Origin of the sequence: Pantoea sp. OXWO6B1 (assembly GCF_001641135.1) — a bacterium.
Lineage (GTDB): Bacteria > Pseudomonadota > Gammaproteobacteria > Enterobacterales > Enterobacteriaceae > Pantoea > Pantoea allii.
Genome location: NZ_LWLR01000001.1, coordinates 4,225,929 through 4,247,387, shown reverse-complemented (window position 1 = coordinate 4,247,387; position 21,459 = coordinate 4,225,929). Strand labels below are relative to the sequence as shown.

Genomic DNA, 21,459 nt, shown 5'->3' with positions numbered 1-21,459 from the left:
TGTGTTCTCACAGTGCGCAGGAGACGCAGCCCTGAACTTCAGTGCCTTGCAGGGCCATCTGGCGCAGTCGAATGTAGTAAAGCGTTTTGATCCCTTTTTTCCAGGCGTAAATCTGCGCTTTATTTATGTCGCGCGTGGTCACGTCATCCCGGAAGAAAAGCGTTAATGACAGGCCCTGATCCACATGCCGGGTCGCCTCAGCGTAGGTATCAATAATGGCTTCCGGCCCAATCTGGTAAGCATCCTGATAGAGTTCCAGATTGTCATTGGTCATAAAGGGCGCCGGATAGTAAACACGGCCGGTTTTACCCTCTTTGCGGATCTCTATTCGCGACACAATCGGATGAATACTGGACGTGGCGTGATTGATGTAAGAGATCGAACCGGTGGGCGGTATCGCCTGCAAATTCTGATTGTACAAACCGGACGCCATCACCGAGTCCCGCAGTGCCAACCAGTCATCCTGCGTGGGTAAGGTGATGCCCGCACTGGCAAACAGGGCAGCGATGCGGGGCGTACGCGGTTGCCAGTCACACTGCAGATATTTGTCAAAATAGGCACCGGTGGCATAGGTTGACGCCGCAAAGCCATCAAAGGCCTGTTGGCGCTCTTTTGCCAGCTGATTTGAGGCGCGCAGCGCATAATAGGTCACACAGTAAAAATAGAGGTTGGTGAAATCCAGCGCTTCCGGTGAACCATAGGCGATGCCTTCGCGGGCCAGATAGCCATGCAGATTCATCTGGCCCAGGCCAATAGCATGGGAGCGGCGATTGCCTTCTGCCACGGAGGGAACCGAACCGATATCACTCATATCTGACACCGCCGTTAGCGCACGTATTGCCGTCTCCACCGTGTGCGCCAAATCGCCAGAGTCCATCGCATGGGCAATATTCAGCGAACCAAGGTTACAGGAGATGTCTTTTCCCATCCGGCGATAGCTGAGATCCTCATTGAATTCACTGGCGCTGTTCACCTGCAAAATCTCTGAGCAAAGGTTGCTCATATTGATGCGACCGGCAATCGGGTTATCCCGGTTGACGCTGTCCTCATACATGATGTAGGGATAGCCCGATTCAAACTGGATTTCCGCCAGCGTCTGAAAGAAATCGCGCGGCTGGATATAGGTTTTACGGATTCTGTCGTCCGCCAGCATCGCCTGGTATTTTTCGCTGATGCTGATATCCCCAAACGCCTGACCGTATATCCGCTCAACATCGTAGGGCGAGAACAGCGCCATCGGCTGATTCTCTTTGGCGAGCTGGAACGTAATGTCAGGGATCACCACGCCCAACGACAGCGTTTTAATGCGGATTTTCTCGTCCGCGTTTTCGCGCTTAGTATCAAGAAAGCGCAAAATGTCTGGATGGTGCGCATTGAGCCAGACCGCCCCGGCACCCTGACGTGCGCCAAGCTGATTGGCATAGGAAAACGCGTCCTCCAGCATCTTCATCACCGGAATGACGCCGGAAGACTGATTTTCAATGCGCTTAATCGGCGCGCCGGACTCGCGCAGGTTCGACAGCAGAAACGCCACGCCGCCGCCGCGTTTTGACAGCTGCAGGGCAGAATTCACCGCCCGGCCAATCGACTCCATATTGTCTTCAATACGCAGCAGGAAGCAGGAGACCAGCTCGCCGCGCTGTTGCTTGCCGCTGTTGAGGAACGTCGGCGTCGCGGGCTGAAAACGCCCACTCAGGATGGCCTCCAGCACCGATCGTGCCAGCGCTTCATCCCCTTGTGCCAGCGTCAGCGCCACCATACAGGCACGTTGCTCGAAGGTTTCCAGGTAACGCTTTCCATCAAAGGTTTTTAGGGTATAGCTGGTGTAGTACTTCCACGCACCTAAAAACGTTTTGAACTCAAAGCCCCATGCCTCGGCTTCATCGTGCAGCGCGCACAGGAAGTTAAAATCATACTGATTGAGCACGGCAGCTTCGTAGTAGCCTTCGGCCACCAGATAGCGCAGGCGCTCGGCAACGCTGGCGAAGTGCTGAGTATTAGGTTGCACGTGCTGAATAAGAAACTGACGCGCGGCCTGCTGATCCTTCTCAAACTGGATGCGGCCATCGGCGTCATACAGGTTCAGCATGGCGTTCAGCGCATGGTAGTCCAGCGCTACGTTGTTGAGGGTATCTGTCGTTGCCAAAATTGGGTTACTCCCGCTTTCACATTGGCGATATCGTCGGGGGTTCCCATCAGTTCAAACCGATACAGGTAGGGAACCTGACATTTCTTAGCAATGATGTCGCCCGCCAGGCAGTAACCTTCACCAAAATTACGGTTACCGGCAGCGATAACGCCGCGCAGTCCGCTGCGGTTAACGTCATCATTGAGAAACTGAATCACTTGTCTGGGCACGGCCCCGCGATGACTGCCGCCGCCGTAGCTCGGCACCACCAGGATATAGGGCTGGTGGAGATGCAGCTGTTGCTTACCATCAATCGGTATGCGGTACGCAGGCAGACCCAGACGGGTAATAAACCGATGGGTGTTTTCCGACTGGCTGGAAAAATAGACCAGTGGAAACATGTGGCTACCCGCCGATCGCAACAGACTGAGACAGGCGGGCTATCTTGTCCGGTCGGAATCCGCTCCAGTGATCGTCACTGGTCATCACGACCGGCACCTGGCGGTAGCCCAGCGCTTTGAGGTTATCAACCGCCTCAGGTTGTGAATCAAGGTTGATCAGGTGGTAGTCAATGCCGTGGCGATCCATTGCATTTTTCGTGGCATTACACTGGACACAGTTGTTTTTAGTGTAAATAATAATGCGCATGATTCGTATTCCTCTCTCATTGCGGTGCCGCTGCGGATAACGAAGTGTATTTCCCTGAATCAGGCTTCGTCCTTGCAAACATCTTGTGGGATGACAATGAAATGAATACTAGATGTAGTGCCTTTGGCGGTCAAGCGTACTATATATAGGGTTAATCGGGGTGAGGGCGGTAAGTCAGTCGCGGCGCGGTCTGCAACGCGAAAAAAAAATTTGTAAAGCCGGTTGTGCAAAAAACAGGCACAAAAAAGCCCCGCTCAGTGAGCGAGGCCGATGATAACGATAAGGCAGGGATTAGCGGCGTGAAACCAGCAACGCGCCCAGAACAATCCCCACGGCAGCGCCGATACCTACGCCATACCAGGGTTTGTCATGCACATAGGCATCAACCTGATAACCTGCGTCGCGGGCAACCTGTGAGACACGGTTACCGCCGCCATTGAGTTTCGCGCGGGTTTGCTTCAGTAAGGCTTCCGCCTGACTGCGTGCAGAATTAACCTCATCTTTCGCTTCACTGCCGTAAGATTTAAGCAGCGCTTCAAGTGAATCAGCCAGCTCGTTCACATCCTGATTGATATCAATGTCATCGTTTTTTTGCGTTCGATTAAACATTTTTGGCTCCCTTGTAATTAACACGTAATACTTAGTGTAGACCACGTTTTGCGTAACGAGGCGCGGAATGGCCCTTTAGGGAAAATTCCGAATGCCCGTGCAGCCATGCTGATGTAAGGTTGCGTGGCTTTTGAAGAGGAGAGGATCAAGCATGTATTTACGACCAGATGAGGTAGCGCGCGTCCTGGAAAAAGTAGGCTTTGAAGTCGATGAAATTACCCCACGTGCCTATGGCTACCGTCGTGGCGACAACTATGTTTATGTTAACCGCGAAGCCCGCATGGGGCGCACGGCGCTGATAATCCACCCAACGTTGAAAGAAAAAAGTCAGCCGTTTGCCGACCCGGCTTCCGAAATGAAAACCTGTGATCACTACACGCAGTTCCCTCTCTATCTGGCGGGTGATTCTCAGGAACATTACGGTATTCCCCACGGATTCAGTTCCCGAATGGCGCTGGAACGCTACATACAGAGCGTGTTCGACTAGCGCATCCCGCCCCGTTAACGCGGGGCAACGACCCCTTCCCGACGACGCGTTACCGCTTCGCCCGTTGCATTTCAACGCGGTGACGCGTATAAATCTGCTGCATATAGATGTTTAGACGTCCATACGGATGGAGTATATGAGCGAGCAGACGACTTCTTCGCAGGATCAATTCAAGCGAACCATGAAAGTTCGTCACCTGGTGATGTTATCGCTGGGTGGCGTTATTGGCACCGGCCTGTTTTTTAATACCGGCTACATTATTTCCACGACAGGAGCTGCAGGCACGCTGCTGGCTTATCTGATTGGCGCGCTGGTGGTCTGGCTCGTCATGGCCTGTCTGGGTGAGCTGTCGGTCGCCATGCCTGAAACGGGGGCGTTTCACGTGTATGCTGCCCGCTACCTGAGCCCGGCGACAGGTTATACCGTTGCCTGGCTGTACTGGCTGACCTGGACCGTGGCGTTGGGCTCCAGCCTCACGGCGGCAGGGTTCTGTATGCAGTACTGGTTTCCACACGTGCCGGTGTGGATATGGTGCCTGGTGTTCTGTATTGCCATCTATCTGCTCAACGTGATTTCCACCCGCTTCTTTGCCGAAGGGGAGTTCTGGTTTTCCATTATCAAAGTCATCACCATTGTTGCCTTTATCGTGCTGGGCGGTGCGGCGATGTTTGGCTTTATCCCCATGAAGGACGGCACGCCTGCGCCGGGATTAAGTAATATCACGGCTCACGGCTGGCTGCCCAATGGCGTGTTGCCGATTCTCATGACCATGGTCGCGGTGAACTTTGCGTTTTCCGGCACCGAGTTAATTGGTATAGCCGCGGGTGAAACCGAAAATCCACAGAAAGTCGTGCCGCTGGCGATTCGCACCACCGTCGCGCGCCTGATCCTGTTCTTTGTCGGCACGGTCTTCGTGCTGGCGGCGCTGATCCCAATGGACCAGGCCGGTATCGTCAAAAGCCCCTTTGTATTGGTGTTTGAGAAGATCGGCATTCCGTGGGCGGCGGATATCATTAACTTTGTGATACTGACAGCCATCCTGTCGGCCGCTAACTCGGGTTTGTATGCGTCGGGCCGTATGCTGTGGTCGCTGGCCAATGAAAAGACCCTGCCGCGCGCTTTCGCCCGGGTCAACAAACGCGGCGTACCGCTGCTGGCAATCACGGTCAGTATGATAGGCGGCCTGCTGGCGCTGTTCTCCAGTGTTATCGCGCCGGATACCGTGTTTGTAGCGCTGTCTGCTATCTCCGGCTTTGCGGTGGTCGCCGTGTGGCTAAGCATCTGCGCATCGCACTACGTTTTCCGCAGGCGTCATGTGCAACAGGGGAAATCGCTGCAAGATTTGGTCTACCGCGCGCCGCTGTATCCGCTCACTCCAGTCCTGGGCTTCCTGCTTTGCCTGCTGGCCTGTGTGGGGCTGGCATTCGATCCTTCGCAGCGCATCGCCCTGTGGTGCGGAATTCCGTTTGTGCTGTTTTGCTATGCCGCTTACCATGTCACGCACAAAAAAACACAGGCTAAGGAGGCCAGGGATGTCGCATAATCCTGTTGCGCACGCACTACAACAGTCTGCACCGTTGATTCTGGATGGGGCGCTGGCGACCGAGCTTGAGGCCCGAGGCTGTGATCTGGCGGATACCTTGTGGTCTGCAAAAGTATTGATGGAAAACCCTGAGCTGATTTATCAGGTGCACTACGACTATTTTGCGGCAGGCGCGCGCTGCGCGATTACCGCCAGCTATCAGGCGACGCCGCAGGGGTTTGCGGCGCGTGGTCTGGACGAACAACAGTCTTTGGCGCTGATCGGACAAAGTGTTGAACTGGCCGCCCGCGCCCGTCGTGATTATCTCGCGACGCAGGCCGATGAAACGATCCTGCTGGTGGCCGGCTCTGTCGGACCCTACGGCGCGTTTCTGGCCGATGGTTCGGAATACCGGGGTGACTATGCGCTGCCCGAAGCCGAGATGATGGCGTTTCATCGCCCACGCATCACCGCTTTACTGGCGGCGGGCGTGGATGTGCTGGCCTGCGAAACGCTGCCCTCCTTTGCTGAAGCGCGCGCGCTGGTTGCCCTGTTAGGCGAATTCCCTGACAGCAGCGCCTGGTTCTCGTTTACGCTGCGTGATGCCGAACACATCAGCGATGGTACGCCGCTGCATGAAGTGGCCGCGTATCTGAATGCGCAGCCGCAGGTTGTCGCGATGGGGATCAACTGTATCGCGCTGGAAAGCGTTACGCCGGCCTTGCAACAGCTACAGCGCCTGACAGACAAACCGCTGGTGGTGTATCCCAATTCAGGTGAGCAGTACGATGCCAGCAGTAAAACCTGGCATTCTGCCCCCTCTGGCTGCACCTTGCATGACAAGTTTACCGAGTGGCAGCAGTCCGGTGCCCGGTTAATTGGCGGCTGTTGCCGTACCTCGCCTGCAGACATCGCGGCTATTGCCCGGCATTGTCAACCGCAATAAAGCAGCAGAATCGGGCGATGATAGCCCGATTGAGACAGATGAAAAGGTGGGAAGGGCGGTTTACACTGTGCTTCCTGACTTTTATCGGACCCTTCCATGAAACAGCACATTTTGGCTCTCGCCGCCGCAATGCTCCTGAGCGGCTGCGCCACCATTGTTGGCAATGAAACCCAATCGGTCCTGATCGATTCGCAGCCGCCGGGCGCGCGTTTTACCGTGCAGGATGAAAACGGCCGTCCGGTTGCGGAAGGATACACGCCCAAAACCGTTATCCTGGAGAAATCCAACCACAGCTACTTTGGCAAGAAGCACTATTTGCTGATGCTGGAAAGCCCGGGCTATGTGCCGGTGACGGTACCGATCGAGGCCCGCGCCAACCTGTGGTACCTGCTGGGGAACATTCCACTGCTTGGCTTACCGGGCTGGTTACTGGTCGATCCGTTCTATGGAGGGATGTACAACCTGGAGCCGGAGCATCCTCGTCCTTACATGAATCCGGTTGGCGCGCGCGGCTGATTACTGGGCCGTGGGTTTGACCATGCTGCCCTGGGTTTTATGCCGTTCAAGGTACTGATGCTGGAAGATACACATCCGGATCGTATTGCGGTACTCGCCATTGATGAAGAATTCGTGTTTTAACACGCCTTCAATCTCAAAGCCGAGTTTGCTGTAGATGTGGATCGCTTTCTCGTTTTCCTGATCGACAATCAGGTAGAGCTTATACAGGTTCAGTACCGAGAAACCATAATCCATCGCCAGCCGGGCGGCCTGCGTCGCCAGGCCTTTGCCCTGATGTGTCGGATCGATGATGATCTGAAACTCGGCGCGGCGGTGGACATGGTTGATCTCCACCAATTCCACCATTCCCGCTTTTTGCCCCTCATGCTCGACGACAAAACGCCGTTCGGTCTGATCGTGAATGTGCTTGTCGTAAAGATCTGACAGCTCAACAAACGCCTCATAGGGCTCTTCGAACCAGTAGCGCATGACGCTGGCGTTGTTATCCAACTGGTGTACAAAGTGCAGATCTTCTCTTTCCAGCGGGCGGAGTCTGATGGTCATCGTTTTTCCTTACGTTAGGCTGGGGCGGCAATGTGCTCAACGATCCGCCCCTGCGCCATGCGTACGGCACGGTCACACATATGGTCAATCACATCGGGATCGTGGCTGACCAGAACCATGGTCAGGCCATCCTGACGCTTGAGATCGTTAAGCAGATTGAGGATTTCAGCCTGTATTGACATATCCAGTGCTGACGTCGGCTCATCCAGCAGCAGTATTTTGGGTTGCAGCAGCAGGGCGCGAACAATCGCCACGCGCTGACGCTGGCCGCCGGACAGCTGATGAGGATAACGATCGGCTAATGCCGGGTCCAGACCCACATGGCGAAATCCGTCATGAATACGATCCGCAATGTTATCCCGCTTCAGCAGTTTTAGCGGCTCAGCCAGCGTGCGGCGCAGGCGGTGGCGAGGATGCAGGGACGCGTAAGGGTCCTGAAACACCATCTGCACTTCCTGACGCAGCGCACCGGTAAAGGTGTTGCCCGGCAGCACCGGATGTCCCGCCAGCTGCATCTCCCCCTGCCAGTGAGGATTCAGCCCCGCCATGACCCACAGCAGCGACGATTTACCACAGCCGGACGGGCCGACCAGGCCAAAGCACTCACCGGCGTTCACCTGAAGATTCACGTCGTGCACCACGGTGCGAAGATCGTAACCCTGTTTGTGTGACACGCTGAGGTTATGCAGATTAATCATCGTTATTGGCCTCCAGCGCTGCACGGTCCAGCACCGGCAGCAGTTGTCCATGTGTCGCTTTACTGGGACGGCATGACCACAGCGTGCGGGTGTAAGGATGTGTCGCCTGAGGCAGGTCGGCAGCAGGCAGCGTATCCAGCACCCGACCTTTGTACATCACCATCACGCGCTCGCAGTGTTCTGACACCTGTTGCAGATCGTGGCTGATCAGCAGCAGGCCCATATTACGGGATTCAACCAGTTGGCGGATCAGCGCCAGCACCTGATCGCGCATGGCGTGATCCAGCGCGGAGGTAGGCTCATCGGCAATCAAAAAGGCAGGATCGGTAATCAGGGCGATCGCCAGCATCACGCGCTGGCCCATTCCGCCTGAAAGCTGGTGCGGATAAAACTGCATCAGCGCACGCGGGTCCGGCAAACCCACCGCGTTGAGCATATCGCAGACTTTTTCTTTCCGTTCTGCTCGGCTCAGACGGCGGTGCAGAATCAGCGGTTCTTCAACCTGCCAGCCGATCGTCCGCGCCGGATTCAGCGCATACTTGGGGTCCTGCATCACCATGGCTACGCGATCACCACGAAGCTTACTCCAGCTGCGTTCATTCAGGGTCAGGGCATTTTCACCGGCGACCTGCAGCTGGCTGGCGTGCAGATGCAGCGATGGCGACAGTAATCCCATCAAGGTGCGCGCAGTGAGTGATTTGCCGGAACCGGACTCACCGACCAGCGCCACGCGCTCACGTCCGATGGCGAAGCTGATATTATCCACCAGCGTCGCGTCGTCGCTGCGGATGCTCAGCGACTCTACAAGAATGTTATTTTGCATGTCGGGTATCCAGTCGGTCACGCAGGCCATCGCCTGTCAGATTAAAGGCCAGGCTGGCAAACAGAATGGCCGCGCCGGGCGCGGCAGCCACCCACCACTGGTCAAAAATCACCTTACTGCCTTCTGCCACCATGGAACCCCACTCGGCGGTAGGCGGTTGCACGCCCATGCCCAGGAAGCCCAGTCCGGCTGCGGCCAGGATAATCCCGCCCAGGCTGAGTGCGGCCCGCACCACCGCCGTGGGCAGGCACAGTGGCAGAATATGGCCGAACATCAGGCGAAAACCGGTAATTCCCTGCATACGGGCGGCGGCCAGATAGTCACTGCGCCGCAGGGACAGCGTTTCGGCTCGCGCCTGACGGGCAAACGGCGGCCAACTGGTCAGCGCCAGCGCCAGCGCGCCGTTCATTAGTCCCGGCCCCATTATCGCGACCAGCGCCAGCGCAATCACCAGATTGGGCAGCGACAGAAAAATATCGGTAATGCGCATTAACACGCGCTCGGTCCAGCCGCCCACATAACCGGCGGTAATCCCCACCAGTAAGCCGACCGGAATGGTCAGGATCAGAATTAACGAGACCAGCAGCAGCGTAGGACGCGCGCCATAAATCACCCGGGACAGCAGGTCGCGGCCAAAACCGTCGGTGCCAAACCAGTGTGCAGCCGAAGGCGGCAGCAACCGGCTGGAGATGGTTTGCAGATTCGGATCGTACGGCGCGATCAGCGGGGCCAGCAGTGCCATCAGAATGACAATAGCCACCAGCGTTAACCCAATGGTTAACGAGGTAATCCGGCGGCGACTGCGGCGTGGTCGCACCGTTTCAAGTTCAGTGAGTTGTTGCGTCATCGTGTTCTCGGGTCGGTTAACCAGGTAAGGGCATCCGCCAGCGCGTTAATCAGGATAAAGCAGCCGCCGATCAGTAAGGTGGCACCTAAAATCGCCGGCACATCGCCAGAGAAAAGCGCATTGGTCATGTAGCGTCCCACGCCGGGCCAGGCAAACACGGTTTCCGTCAGGACCGAGCCTTCCAGCAGCGTGGCGTAAGAGAGGGCAATCACGGTAATCAACGTACCAAGCACGTTAGGGAAGATATGACGCAGCAGAATACGCACCCGGCCCGCGCCTTTAGCGCGCGCCAGCACCACATACTCTTTGCTGCTCTCTTCCAGCAGCGCGGCGCGCAGCAACCGTGTAATGCCTGCCATCGCCAGCAGACCCAGGATCACTACCGGTAACCATAAGTGCGCTACGGCGTTCCAGAATATCTCCCGATCACCTGACAGCCAGCTGTCAATCAGCACGAAGCCGGTTTTCGGCTCCAGCGTATAGGCCCAGATATCATCCAGTCGCCCCGGCCCGGCAGACCAGTGCAGCACCGCGTAAAACAGCAACAGGCCCAGCAGGCCCAGCCAGAAGACCGGCACGGAGTAACCCAGCAGGGAGATAAAACGGGCGACGTTATCAATCACGCTGCCGGGTTTCCAGGCGGCCAGCAGTGCCAGCAAAACGCCAAACACCACGGCAAAAATCATCGCGCAGGTGGCCAGCTCAATGGTTGCCGGAAACGTCTGGAGCAGGTCGCTGCTGACCGGCTGGTTGGTCAGACGGGAAACCCCAAGGTCGCCGCGCAACAGGTGCTCGACGTAGTGCCAGAACTGCATCAGTACCGGTTGATCCAGCCCAAGGTCGTGACGCACCTGCGCATAGGTCGCTTCGCTGGCATGATCGCCTGCTATCTGCTGTACCGGATCGATAGGGGACAGATGCGACAGCATAAAGGTGAACGCCAGTAACCCCAGCAGGGTGATCACCAGCGACAGTAAGCCTGATGAAAGGCGGCCAACGCGCCGCCAAATATGCCGGGAGGACCCGGCAGAAGAGGCAGAGTGTGCCATTACTTCGTAACCTGCGAATAGTAAACCATGTCCGGGTTGATGCCCTGAACGTAGCCCTTAAGATTGTCGCGCAGGGCGATCAGGTTTTTCGCCTGCAGGCCAATCACATAAGGGGAGCTTTTCAGCACTTCACGCTGCATGGCCTGGTAGAGCGCAACGCGTTTTTTCGGATCGCTCTCGGCGGTTGCCGCCAGAACCTGCTTGTTCAGCTCCGGGATATGCCAGTCGGAACGGTAAGCAATCGTCTTGCTGCCATCTTCCGGGTTATAGGCAAAGGACGCGGCGTTGGTATTGGGATCAAAGTAGTCCGCGCCCCAGGCATTCAGCGTGCCTTCGTAGTTATGCGCTTTTACGCGCGTCGAGACTTCAGAACTGAGCCCCGGTAACACGTCGACTTTCACGCCGCCCTTGGCAAAGCTGCCCTGCAGGGCCTGCGCGATGTCGAGGTAAGGTGGCTGATTGCTGGTGGACAGGGTGAAGCTGACGTTGGTCAGGCCCGCTTTTTTCAGAATCGCTTTCGCTTTTTCAGGATCGTAACTGTAAGGCGTATCGTTTAGCGCACCGAGAAAACCTTTCGGCAGAAATGTCTGGTGAACATCGAACTGTCCTTTCAGCAACTGACCGGCAATGCCTTTATAGTCGAACAGGTAACGTGCCGCTTCCCAGAAGGCGGGGTTTTTAAGCGCGGCATTGTTTTTGTTGCCCACGTTGAACTGGATGTAATACAGCGAGGCCATCGGAAAGGCTTCGGTGGTCACGCCGCTTTTGCCTTTGAGCGAGGCGATCTGGTCTGCGCCCAGATTACGGGCAATGTCCGCATCACCCTGCTCAAGCAGTAAACGACGGGCAGCCGGTTCCGGCACGTTCTTAATCAGAATATTTTTGATCTTTGGCGCACCCGCCGGCGACGTCGGGTTGGCGGTCAGGATAACAGCCTGGTGCATGACTACCTTGCGGATCTGGTACGGGCCGCTACCGGCGGAGTTGGTCGCCAGCCAGCCGTTGCCAAAATCGCCTTTGGTGGCATGTGCCGTCACGGTCTTTTCATCCACAATGGAGGAGACCGGGGCGGAGAGCAGGCTCAGTACGTAGGCCGGGCTGACGTCGGCAGTCCAGCTGATTTGCACATGGTCGTCATCGACCTTTTTAAGGAAGCCATCTACGTTATCTTTGTTCCAGCCAAGCTGGGTAAGAATAAAGGAGGGATCAAGATTCAGTTTCACGACACGGCCCAGCGAGAAGATCACATCTTCCGGACGCAGCGGGTTACCGCTGGAAAACGTCGCGCCTTTACGTAACGCAAACGTCAGGCTGCGGTTGTCACTGCCTGGCTGCCAGGAGGTTGCCAGCGTCGGTTTTAAGTCGGTCGGATTTTGCGGATCGGACTGAACGAGGCGCTGATAAATGTTGGTAAAAGCCTGTACGCTGGTGAGTTCAAATCCTTTAGCCGGATCGAAGCTGTCGGCATCGTCGGTCGACTGAACCACGACCAGCGTGTCTTTCGGTGTGGCAGCGTTTACGCTAAAGGCGGTGGCCAGTGACAAGGCCAGTAGTGATGGAATTATTTTTTTCATGGAAAATCCTTGCCTGAGAAAGTAACGCGAGTGTACGAAAGGGCTCATGCAAAGAATAGTCCATTATGGGCTAATGATATGCAAAAAAGTTATAACCAATGCAGGACGGTTATAAGACGAAATGAAAATCGCAGGGCGTAACAGAAACGGTTAATAAACGAAACGCCGGTTAAACGGCTATTTTTCTTTACCCGCCGGGTGCGGCGTTTATACTACGTCAAAATAGTTGCAGGAGTCATACATTGGACAGTCACCCTAAATACGATTTAACTCCGGCAAGCTAACTGCATTTCGCTGCTTGCCACCTGGCGGGCAGCAATCCCCTCTGTAGGTTTCGATTGCTCTCCTTAAAATAAACGCTGTAGTCACCGCGAGAGCACGCTATGTTGATGTATATTCTGGCACTTTTTCCTCCGCCTCGACAGGCGTAGCTGCGGGCTGCGCACCCTTTCACTTTTCGTCTTCCTTTGCTTTGCGTTTATTTCGCAAGGTCCGACCTATGGCGGCCTGATATTACGGCTGCGCGGCGGGAATTATTCATCTGTCCTGAAAGGCGGACGCCTTAAATAAACCGGTCATCACCGGAAAACCGGGCATGCATTATTACGCATGCAGGATATCTGTTGCTTTAAATCAGGGAGATGTCGACATGAGCGACATGAAAATCGAACAAGCCGCAAGGGTTTATAACGCGCAACGTTCAGTAAAAAAATCAAAAACACCTTATGCCATCGAGCGCGAAGCACGCCATCGCACCGATGTGACGCTCAGCAATCTGCACAGCAGCTATGAAGGACTGACGCACGCAGAAGCCAAAGCGCGACTCGGCGACTATGGCCGGAATGAAGTCGTGCACGAGAAAGCGCCTTCTGCGTTTATCCAGTTGATTACGGCATTCAATAATCCGTTTATTTATGTGCTGATGGTGCTGGCGCTGGTGAGCGGGATAACGGATTACTGGCTGCCGTTACGTGCCGGTGAGGAAACCGATCTTTCCGGCGTGATAATTATTCTGACCATGGTTACGCTCAGCGGGCTGTTGCGTTTCTGGCAGGAGTTTCGCACCAATCGCGCGGCCCAGGCACTGAAATCCCTGGTGCGCACTCAGGTCACCGTGCTGCGTCGGGAAGAGGGCTGTGCCATCTCCCGTCGCTACGATATTGATATGCGCGAACTGGTGCCAGGCGATGTCATTTTACTGAGCGCGGGGGATCTGGTACCGGCTGACGTACGCCTGCTGACCTCACGCGATCTGTTTATCAGTCAGGCGATCCTGACCGGTGAATCCTTGCCTGTGGAAAAAAACGATCTCAGCGCTGGCGTGGAGATCGAAGAGCAACCCGGTCGCAGCGTACTTGAACTCAAAAACAGCTGCCTGATGGGGACCAATGTTGCCAGCGGCACGGCCAGAGCGCTGGTCGTCGCCACCGGCAGTGAAACCTGGTTTGGTTCGCTGGCGGCTTCATTATCTGGTCGCCGGCCGCAAACGTCATTTGACCGCGGTGTGAACAGCGTTTCCAGGCTCCTCATCCGTTTTATGCTGGTGATGGTGCCGATCGTCTTACTGCTTAATGGCTTCACCAAAGGTGACTGGATGGATGCCACGCTGTTTGCGCTGGCCGTCGCGGTGGGCCTGACGCCGGAAATGCTGCCCATGATTGTCAGTGCCAATCTGGCAAAAGGCGCCATTGCCATGTCACGCCGCAAGGTCATTGTTAAACGCCTGAACGCCATTCAGAACCTGGGAGCAATGGATGTGCTCTGTACCGATAAAACCGGCACGCTGACACAGGACAATATTTTGCTGTCGGCGCACCTTAACGGCAACGGCGAAGAAGATGCGCGAGTCTTGCTGCTGGCATGGCTTAACAGCAGCAGCCAGAGTGGGGCAAAAAATTTAATGGATCGCGCGGTACTGAAATTTGGCGAGCAAAGCCTGTCTAAAGCCGCGTGCAGTCAGTTTCAGAAAGTCGACGAGCTGCCCTTTGACTTTGTCCGCCGTCGTGTGTCGGTAGTGGTGGAAGATCTGCATAACCATCGTCCGCTGTTGATCTGCAAAGGCGCGGTAGAAGAAATGCTGGCAGCGGCGACCTCGTTGCGCCAGGGCGATGCGACAATTCCACTGTGCGAGCAAAAGCGTGCAGCGTTGTTAGCGCTGACCCGTCATTACAATCAGCAGGGCTTTCGTGTGCTGCTGGTCGCTACGCGCGAGGAGGGAATATCGCTGCCGCTGTGCCGCGATGATGAGTGCGAATTAACCCTTGAAGGCATGCTGACGTTTCTGGACCCACCGAAAGAGAGCGCGGGCAAGGCAATCCAGGCGCTGAAAGACAGCGGGATTAAGGTCAAAGTGCTTACTGGCGATAACCCGTTAGTGACAATGCGTGTCTGTCAGGAAATCGGGCTGGCTTCAGAAGCCATGCTGACCGGCAACGACATCGACGCCATGAGTGACGACGAACTGCGTCGGGACGTAGAACGCTGCATGATTTTTACCAAACTCACGCCTCAGCAGAAGTCACGTGTGCTTAAACTGCTGCAGCAAAATGGACACACCGTCGGCTTTCTTGGCGACGGGATCAACGATGCGCCCGCACTGCGCGAGGCGGATGTCGGGATCTCGGTCGACAGCGCGACCGATATCGCCAAAGAGTCATCGGACATTATTTTGCTGGAAAAAGACTTAGCGGTATTGGGCGAGGGCGTGCTGAAAGGGCGTGAAACCTTTGGCAATATCATTAAGTACCTGAACATGACGGCCAGTTCAAATTTTGGCAATGTGTTCTCTGTGCTGATTGCCAGTGCGTTTATTCCTTTTCTGCCTATGCTGTCTGTTCAGCTCCTGATTCAGAATCTGATGTATGACATCTCTCAGTTGGCGTTGCCCTGGGATAAAATGGACCGCGAGTTTCTGCGTAAACCCCGCAAATGGGATGCCGGTAACATCAAACGCTTTATGCTGTGGATGGGGCCAACGTCTTCCATTTTCGATGTCACGACCTTTGCGTTGATGTGGTATGTGTTTGGCGCGAATCATGCGGGTGCACAGTCGCTGTTCCAGTCCGGCTGGTTTGTTGAAGGCTTACTGTCACAGACGCTGGTGGTGCACATGCTACGTACGCAGAAAATCCCGTTTATTCAGAGTTGTGCCCGGTTACCCGTGCTGTTGACCACCGTGGGGATTTCCGCCGCCGGTATTCTGCTGCCATTCTCTTCGCTTGGCGCTATGGTCGGGTTAGTGCCGCTGCCATGGCACTATTTCCCCTGGCTGGTGCTGACGTTGTTGAGCTACTGCCTGGTGGCGCAGGGCATGAAAATGTTTTATATCAAACGTTTTGGGCGTTGGTATTAATCCCCCAGCGAGCAGTAAACCTATAACCTAATTAACCGCAGGTGGATGTCAGCAACGCTTTGCCTAGGCATCCACCTGTCTTCCCGCAAAATCCCCACGTTTTTCTGCATTGCACACGTTGTTATGGATCAATTTATCAAAAGCGATGCCATAAATGTAAACCAGCCGTTAGTCATTCCCTCTCTCCCGCCGGATTTCTCTGATACAATTTGCAAAAAATTCAGCGCCCCAGTGTCGGGGAATCTTCAGGTAAGCCGATATCTGCTATACCGCGTCCACCATAGTAGGCGTGGGTCGTTAACAATCCATGTTGTACGCATTTATCGTTCGGGCATGGTGCTCTACAGTGAATAATTGCGCGTCTTTCCCTGAGCAGACAAAGGTTCGTTGCCACGTATGTGTTTTTTATGGGTTATCCACGCTGTTTGTTGCCGGAGGACAGAATGCAACAGACAGAGTATGTGATTGATGAGTTGGTTCGGTATATACCGGCTCAGAGTTTGCTGTGTCTGGTGGATTCCAGCGAAACCAGCGTGCCGTTATCGCCGGCCTGCAACCATTTACTGGAAATGTTTCTGAAAAGCGCCGGCGTCGTGCTGTCCCGGGAACAGATTCTGGATAACTTCTGGCAAGAAACGGGCGCAACGCCGTCTTCTAACAGCCTGAATGCTTACGTTTCAGCAATACGGCGTGGGTTGTCCTCTCTTGGCATCGATCAGGAAGCGATCACCACCGTCTACAAAGTGGGGTTCGTTTTTAATCCGGTTATCCGTATCCAAAAAACGGAAATCCAGCCTGAGTCTTCCACGGAGGACATTCCTGCCGCCTCCTTACCGGTTACACGCCGCAGCGCGAGTCGTTACTGGGTGTTTTTCGGCATCCTGGTGCTGATGGGGGCTGGATTTCTGCTCCCGCAGCTCATAAGAGAAAAGACGATGACGCCCATCAGCGTCGGCCAACTTAACGGCTGTGATGTGTTTTATCTTCCGGTTCACCCTGGTGAATCGACGTTTCCGACTGAAGCGGTGTGGCACAAAATGATTGCGAGTAGCCAGATGGCCTGTCAGAAGGGCGGTCGGTATATGTTTTATGCCGACAGGAATGTTATGGCCGGACACCCTGGCAACATGTATGTCTCTTACTGCGTCAGAACAGAGAGCAAAAAAATAGCATGCTCAAATTATACAGAGCTGGGATGGAGGCCGGACAATGACAACCCGTAAAAAACGCCTTGCCTCGTTGCTGGGTCTGATAACTGTCTTAGTGGGCTTGCTGGTTTATATCAGCTATTACTACGTTAAATCGCACAGTGAAATGTTTGAATTTACCTGTGCGGCCAATTTACAACAGCGCGATGCGACGACCGACTTTCATCTGGATGCCAGCTTTGTGCTGACGCTACGTTATTCAGGCGAGGCAATGGTCTCTGTTGATGGCACCGTGCATAAAAACGGTAAAGATTACGTATTAAGACGCAATGCGGAGTTCCAGTATTCTCCCTATATCCAGTTTCTTTATAAACTCAATCATTTCACCGTCCACCGGGGGCTGCGGGATAATGTGCCTGCTAACGTCCTGAATACTGATTTTTCTTACCTCTATATCACCAAAATAACCGATATGGATGATGCGGTATTAATTGGCACGCGCGTTTTGCCGCTCATTGTCTGCCATACACGCTAACTGATTTACCCGCCGTGCACGTTATAGCGGGCTGCATAAAACGCGGCACGTTCGCCTGAGTGCGCGCTTTTTTTGCTTTTCTGATGCGCCTTGCGCGAGCTTCATGTTGTCTTGTGCAGATGATAGTTTTGTATTTATTTATAAAATTAGAATTTTGTATCTAATATTGGTCTCGTTTAAGTGTTTGTGGTTGTCCTTTGGCGTCATTGTTAAATTAAGCCGTCGGTAAGATTGCCGTCAGTGAGGTTTGTTGCTGTTACAGACAGGCGATCTTATCCGGGCGTTTAATTTCTTTAATGAAGTCAGGTTTTGACCTTTATACGGAGCCAGCGATGAAAAATTTAGCATATAAAATTCAGTGTGAGGCGAAATGGAATCAGCTTCAGGAAACGGAAAGAAAACCCAAAATGAAAGACGTGATGATGTGCCTGATTAAACGTCAGGCTGAAGGCATTGTGACCCGGGACGTTGCGGATGAATGTGATATGTCTATTTATGCCGCGAGAAACTGGTTACTGAAGCTGGAAAACAGTGGCTTATTAAAAAAAGAGCCAGGACGTAAATCCTGCAAATGGTTCATCCTTTAATAATTAATACATCTTATCTCTGTTCTTATAAAATACGCGGTGCGATCTGGCCTGCTTTTTATTCTTTAATAGGCGACAAATAATCAGCAGGGCGACAGCACTCAGAAAAGTGAAACCAACCAGCTGTAACCCGGCCAGGGTGGCTTCTGGAGACGGCGTCAGCACAGCATCAAGCGGGTTGCCCATCATGACATTTCCGGCCAGCGCAGCGCCCTCGACCTGAAACATCTCCTGTTGCGAGAAGGTGCGCAGCTCCAGGAACAATCCACTCAGGCTGCCCGACAGGCGCATATCATTGCGCAGAAAGAGCGCCAGAAAGGGCACCCGCGCATAGAAGCCGATAGCAAAGACAAACTGGCTGACTGGCAGAACCGGCGCCCATCAACGGGAGGCCGGGCGCGGCGGAAACGGTGACACAGATTTAAAAACGCAGTGCGGCGTCAGGCATAGTAATGAATATGCTTCTTGCCATGTACTGGCGATGACACAATTTTAGTTCTGACCTTGAACACCTCCCACAGCAGGGATTCGGTCAGGATCTCATCTGGCGATCCCTGGGCAATCAGTTCCCCCTCCAGCATCACCATCAGCCGGTCACAGAAGAGTGCCGCATGATTCAGATCGTGGATGGCAACAATACTGGTAACCGGAAGTTCGCTGATCAGCTTCATCAACTGGAGTTGATGGTGAATATCCAGGTGGTTAGTGGGTTCATCAAGCAGAATTTCATTGGGTGCCTGCGCTAACGCTCTGGCGATATGCACGCGCTGCCGCTCCCCGCCGGAAAGACTTTGCCAGCCCTGATCGCAGCGTGAGCACATATCCACGCGCTTCAGTGCGGCTTCGACTATCTCGTCGTCCTGATGCGTCCAACTGGAAAAAGGCGAATGATGCGGGATTCGACCCAGTTTCACGACGTCACGTACGGTCATATTGGCGCTGGTTAACGCATGTTGCTCCACAAAGGCAACGCGACGGGCAAGTTGCTTTCTGGCAATGGATGACAGATCTTTGCCATCCAGCAGTACCTTGCCTTTATGTTGCTTACGCAGGCCAGCCAGCAGGCGCAACAGTGACGACTTGCCGGAGCCGTTCGGCCCCAGCAAACCCACGGTTTCGCCCGGTGACACCGCCAGGGAGACATCGTTAACGATAATTTTTTTCCCTACCTTCCAGGTAAGGTTTTGCGCGCTGATGCTCATTATTGCGTCCTGGAGCGATAAATAATAATTGCAAAGAAAGGCACGCCGACCAGCGCGGTGACTACGCCAACCGGCAGGCTTTGTGGCGCAATCAACATGCGTGATGCGATATCCGCCAGCACCATCAGAATTGCGCCCGCAATGGCACAGGCCACCAGCAACCGGCTGTGCAGCGGCCCAAAAAAGAAGCGCATCACATGGGGAACGACCAAACCGACAAAGCCGATCGAGCCTGCCATGCTGACAATCGTGGCGGTCATCAGGGCGGTCGCGGTGAACAGCACCAGACGGACCACGCCGACCGGAATACCCAGCGAGGCCGCTGCGTCGTCACCAAAGGTAAAGGCATCCAGCGCGCGGGAGTAGTACAGGCAGACCGCTAAGCCGATCAGCACAATCACCAGAACCAACTGAAACTCAGGCCAGCGCACGCCACTAAAGCTGCCCAGCAGCCAGAACATCACGTCACGTGCCTGTTGGGCGTTAGCCGAGGTACTGATAGTGTAAGCGGTAATGGCATTAAAGAGCTGCGATGCCGCCACACCGGCCAGAATGGTACGTTCTGTTCCGCCGCGCGCGCCGTTGGTCAGCAGAGCAACAAACGCAAAAGCGGCAAAGGCACCGGTAAAGGCACCCAGAGACAGCGAGATGGCGCCGGCCCCGACGCCCGATACCACGATCAACACCGCACCTGTTGATGCGCCAGCCGAAACGCCCAGCACATAGGGTTCGGCCAGCGCATTTTTCAACAGGCTCTGCAGGACGGCGCCGCAAATGGCCAGGCCCGCACCGCTCAGCGCCGCAACCAATGCCCGGCTTAAACGGAAATCCCAGATAACGCTTTCATGAATGCGATTAACGGGCACATCCGTCATACCCAGTTTATTGGTCACGGTATACATCACCGATTTCAACGGTATCGACAGTTCGCCCACGCTGACGCCCAGCGCGATAACGACAAACAGCACGACGATGGCGATGAGCGCGATAGCAATAAAGCTCACATTACGTCGCACCAGCACAACCTCTTCACGCATTAATTCAGGCCCATCTTACGTAACTGTTCGCCAACCTGTTCTGCACCATAAATTGTCCGGATCGTCGGGTTCATCGCCTGACCGTCCATCACCACAATATGGCCTTTCTTCACGGCATCCAGCTGGCTGACCGCCGGGTCGCTTTTCAGGAACTTGATCTTTTCTTCGGCGTTATCCAGTTTCCAGCGGTTACGGTCAAGGCTGGTGACCACGATGACATCCGGATTGGTGGCAATAATGCTTTCCCAGCTCACGGTGGGCCACTCTGTTTCCGTGGTAATCGCGTTATGACCGCCTAACACATTGGCAATAAAACCCGATGCGCCGTTTTTACCGCCCACGTAAGCATCGGCAGACGGCGAGGAACTGGAGAACCAAAACAGGAAGGAGAGATCTTTCTTGCCTTTCGGGAAGGCTTTTCTCAGGGCGCTTTCGCGGGCTTTGAAGTCGTTGATCACCTGCTGGCCGCGATCTTCTACGTTAAAGATTTTGGCAAAATCGGCAATCTCTTCATAAACGTAGGACATATTCCACAGCGTGGCACGGCTACCGTAAATGTCGCCGGTGTTCTGTTTGGTGGCACACATGCCCGGAGACAGATAGGTATTCATCCCCACTGACTCAAAGTCTTCACGTTTGGCGACCTTGCTGTTAGGCCCCATCAGCAACTGAATTTGTGCGGCAACAAAGTCGGGATTCTTCGCCAGGATGGACTCCAGCGTGGGGATCTCCACCGTCAGTACCGGCACTTTGGCGTTTTGTTCCGCTAACTGGGGTAAGACTTTGGTCGGCCAGAATGCGCTGGCAACCATTTTATCCTGCAGTCCCAGCAGCAGCAGAATCTCAGCGGTATTCTGCCCAAGCGCCACCACGCGTTCGGGTGCTTTAGTAAAGGTTTCTTTCTGACCACAGTTTTCAATCGTCAGAGGATAAGTGGTTGCCCAGGCGGAACTCGTCGTCAGGAAAATAAAACTCAACAGGCTAAGCATTTTTTTCATTTGTTTTGTCCATCAATAAAATGAGACTGCGTGCTTTTAACATTCTGGCGCGGCGAATTTTATCAGACATAAAATGTAAATAGAAATCATTATTAAATGGGTTATCTTTTTGCCGAAATGTATAAAAATAACTTGAGTGATTAAAAAGACGTAACCTGACCAGTGGCTATAGAAATAAATAACATTGAGCTAAAACAGGGGCGTAAA

The 21,459-nt window shown here is 54.4% G+C and carries 22 protein-coding genes and 1 pseudogene; 8 read left to right on the top strand and 15 right to left on the bottom strand.

Features of this window, described 5'->3' with window-relative positions; translation table 11 throughout:
* Positions 1 to 7 precede the first annotated feature (7 nt).
* The 4 genes from nrdE to A6A26_RS21755 all read right to left on the bottom strand — a co-directional run bounded on the left by nrdE (position 8) and on the right by A6A26_RS21755 (position 3,385).
* The gene (gene nrdE, locus A6A26_RS21770) at positions 8 to 2,146 is read right to left on the bottom strand and encodes a class 1b ribonucleoside-diphosphate reductase subunit alpha (RefSeq protein WP_074181034.1); all 2,139 of its coding nucleotides are present in this window, start codon (positions 2,144 to 2,146) and stop codon (positions 8 to 10) included.
* On the bottom strand, positions 2,116 to 2,529 hold the full coding sequence (gene nrdI, locus A6A26_RS21765) for a class Ib ribonucleoside-diphosphate reductase assembly flavoprotein NrdI (RefSeq protein ID WP_063880681.1): 414 nt from the start codon (positions 2,527 to 2,529) through the stop codon (positions 2,116 to 2,118). The genes nrdE and nrdI overlap by 31 nt, the downstream gene beginning before the upstream one ends.
* Before the next feature lie 4 nt (positions 2,530 to 2,533).
* Positions 2,534 to 2,776 carry a redoxin NrdH gene (locus A6A26_RS21760; RefSeq protein WP_063880680.1) on the bottom strand — a complete coding sequence of 81 codons (243 nt, stop codon included), beginning with the start codon at positions 2,774 to 2,776 and terminating at the stop codon, positions 2,534 to 2,536.
* Positions 2,777 to 3,067: 291 nt separating this feature from the next.
* Positions 3,068 to 3,385, bottom strand: a complete 318-nt coding sequence (locus tag A6A26_RS21755; protein WP_063880679.1) for a DUF883 family protein — start codon at positions 3,383 to 3,385, stop codon at positions 3,068 to 3,070.
* Positions 3,386 to 3,536: 151 nt separating this feature from the next.
* Between A6A26_RS21755 and A6A26_RS21750 the strand changes: the two genes are divergently transcribed.
* The 4 genes from A6A26_RS21750 (at position 3,537) to A6A26_RS21735 (ending at position 6,856) form a co-directional block, all read left to right on the top strand.
* Positions 3,537 to 3,872: a DUF2002 family protein gene (locus A6A26_RS21750; protein ID WP_063880678.1), complete on the top strand. Its 336-nt coding sequence runs from the start codon at positions 3,537 to 3,539 to the stop codon at positions 3,870 to 3,872.
* Between the two features lie 136 nt (positions 3,873 to 4,008).
* Positions 4,009 to 5,415 carry an S-methylmethionine permease gene (gene mmuP, locus A6A26_RS21745; protein WP_063880677.1) on the top strand — a complete coding sequence of 469 codons (1,407 nt, stop codon included), beginning with the start codon at positions 4,009 to 4,011 and terminating at the stop codon, positions 5,413 to 5,415.
* Entirely contained in the window at positions 5,405 to 6,340 is a 936-nt protein-coding gene (gene mmuM / locus A6A26_RS21740) for a homocysteine S-methyltransferase (protein ID WP_063880676.1), read from the top strand. Before mmuP ends, mmuM begins: the two co-directional genes overlap by 11 nt.
* 96 nt (positions 6,341 to 6,436) lie before the next feature.
* Positions 6,437 to 6,856 carry a hypothetical protein gene (locus A6A26_RS21735; RefSeq protein WP_063880675.1) on the top strand — a complete coding sequence of 140 codons (420 nt, stop codon included), beginning with the start codon at positions 6,437 to 6,439 and terminating at the stop codon, positions 6,854 to 6,856.
* Here A6A26_RS21735 and speG read toward each other — a convergent pair whose 3' ends face one another.
* Genes speG through A6A26_RS21705 form a run of 6 tightly spaced genes read right to left on the bottom strand, consistent with a single transcriptional unit; the run spans position 6,857 to position 12,393 of the window.
* Entirely contained in the window at positions 6,857 to 7,402 is a 546-nt protein-coding gene (speG, locus tag A6A26_RS21730; RefSeq protein WP_013026855.1) for a spermidine N1-acetyltransferase, read from the bottom strand.
* 14 nt (positions 7,403 to 7,416) lie between these two features.
* On the bottom strand, positions 7,417 to 8,100 hold the full coding sequence (locus A6A26_RS21725) for an ABC transporter ATP-binding protein (protein WP_063880674.1): 684 nt from the start codon (positions 8,098 to 8,100) through the stop codon (positions 7,417 to 7,419).
* Positions 8,093 to 8,923: an ABC transporter ATP-binding protein gene (locus A6A26_RS21720; protein ID WP_063880673.1), complete on the bottom strand. Its 831-nt coding sequence runs from the start codon at positions 8,921 to 8,923 to the stop codon at positions 8,093 to 8,095. Before A6A26_RS21720 ends, A6A26_RS21725 begins: the two co-directional genes overlap by 8 nt.
* Entirely contained in the window at positions 8,913 to 9,770 is an 858-nt protein-coding gene (locus A6A26_RS21715) for an ABC transporter permease (RefSeq protein WP_063880672.1), read from the bottom strand. Before A6A26_RS21715 ends, A6A26_RS21720 begins: the two co-directional genes overlap by 11 nt.
* Positions 9,767 to 10,819 (bottom strand): ABC transporter permease, encoded by a 1,053-nt coding sequence (locus A6A26_RS21710; RefSeq protein WP_063880671.1) that lies wholly within the window; start codon positions 10,817 to 10,819, stop codon positions 9,767 to 9,769. The genes A6A26_RS21715 and A6A26_RS21710 overlap by 4 nt, the downstream gene beginning before the upstream one ends.
* Positions 10,819 to 12,393 (bottom strand): ABC transporter substrate-binding protein, encoded by a 1,575-nt coding sequence (locus tag A6A26_RS21705; RefSeq protein WP_063880670.1) that lies wholly within the window; start codon positions 12,391 to 12,393, stop codon positions 10,819 to 10,821. Before A6A26_RS21705 ends, A6A26_RS21710 begins: the two co-directional genes overlap by 1 nt.
* Before the next feature lie 649 nt (positions 12,394 to 13,042).
* On the opposite strand from A6A26_RS21705, the gene mgtA reads away from it, so the two are divergent.
* From mgtA to A6A26_RS21685, 4 genes are all read left to right on the top strand, one after another.
* Complete coding sequence (gene mgtA / locus A6A26_RS21700; RefSeq protein ID WP_063880669.1) at positions 13,043 to 15,745, top strand: magnesium-translocating P-type ATPase; 2,703 nt, start codon at positions 13,043 to 13,045, stop codon at positions 15,743 to 15,745.
* Between the two features lie 443 nt (positions 15,746 to 16,188).
* Complete coding sequence (locus A6A26_RS21695; protein ID WP_063880668.1) at positions 16,189 to 16,968, top strand: winged helix-turn-helix domain-containing protein; 780 nt, start codon at positions 16,189 to 16,191, stop codon at positions 16,966 to 16,968.
* The gene (locus A6A26_RS21690; protein ID WP_063880667.1) at positions 16,955 to 17,428 is read left to right on the top strand and encodes a hypothetical protein; all 474 of its coding nucleotides are present in this window, start codon (positions 16,955 to 16,957) and stop codon (positions 17,426 to 17,428) included. The genes A6A26_RS21695 and A6A26_RS21690 overlap by 14 nt, the downstream gene beginning before the upstream one ends.
* A 332-nt stretch (positions 17,429 to 17,760) precedes the next feature.
* A complete protein-coding gene (locus A6A26_RS21685; protein ID WP_063881235.1) occupies positions 17,761 to 18,015 on the top strand; it encodes a FaeA/PapI family transcriptional regulator in 255 nt (84 codons plus the stop codon).
* A gap of 3 nt (positions 18,016 to 18,018) precedes the next feature.
* Here A6A26_RS21685 and A6A26_RS25835 read toward each other — a convergent pair whose 3' ends face one another.
* The 5 genes and pseudogenes from A6A26_RS25835 to A6A26_RS21665 all read right to left on the bottom strand — a co-directional run bounded on the left by A6A26_RS25835 (position 18,019) and on the right by A6A26_RS21665 (position 21,252).
* Entirely contained in the window at positions 18,019 to 18,204 is a 186-nt protein-coding gene (locus tag A6A26_RS25835) for a hypothetical protein (RefSeq protein WP_156506691.1), read from the bottom strand.
* Between the two features lie 21 nt (positions 18,205 to 18,225).
* Positions 18,226 to 18,384 (bottom strand): annotated as a pseudogene (locus A6A26_RS26100) (MFS transporter); the annotation flags it as partial.
* Between the two features lie 71 nt (positions 18,385 to 18,455).
* The gene (locus A6A26_RS21675; RefSeq protein ID WP_063880665.1) at positions 18,456 to 19,217 is read right to left on the bottom strand and encodes a siderophore ABC transporter ATP-binding protein EitC; all 762 of its coding nucleotides are present in this window, start codon (positions 19,215 to 19,217) and stop codon (positions 18,456 to 18,458) included.
* Positions 19,217 to 20,254, bottom strand: a complete 1,038-nt coding sequence (locus A6A26_RS21670) for a FecCD family ABC transporter permease (RefSeq protein ID WP_063880664.1) — start codon at positions 20,252 to 20,254, stop codon at positions 19,217 to 19,219. The genes A6A26_RS21675 and A6A26_RS21670 overlap by 1 nt, the downstream gene beginning before the upstream one ends.
* On the bottom strand, positions 20,254 to 21,252 hold the full coding sequence (locus A6A26_RS21665) for a siderophore ABC transporter substrate-binding protein EitA (protein ID WP_063880663.1): 999 nt from the start codon (positions 21,250 to 21,252) through the stop codon (positions 20,254 to 20,256). Before A6A26_RS21665 ends, A6A26_RS21670 begins: the two co-directional genes overlap by 1 nt.
* Positions 21,253 to 21,459: the final 207 nt, after the last annotated feature.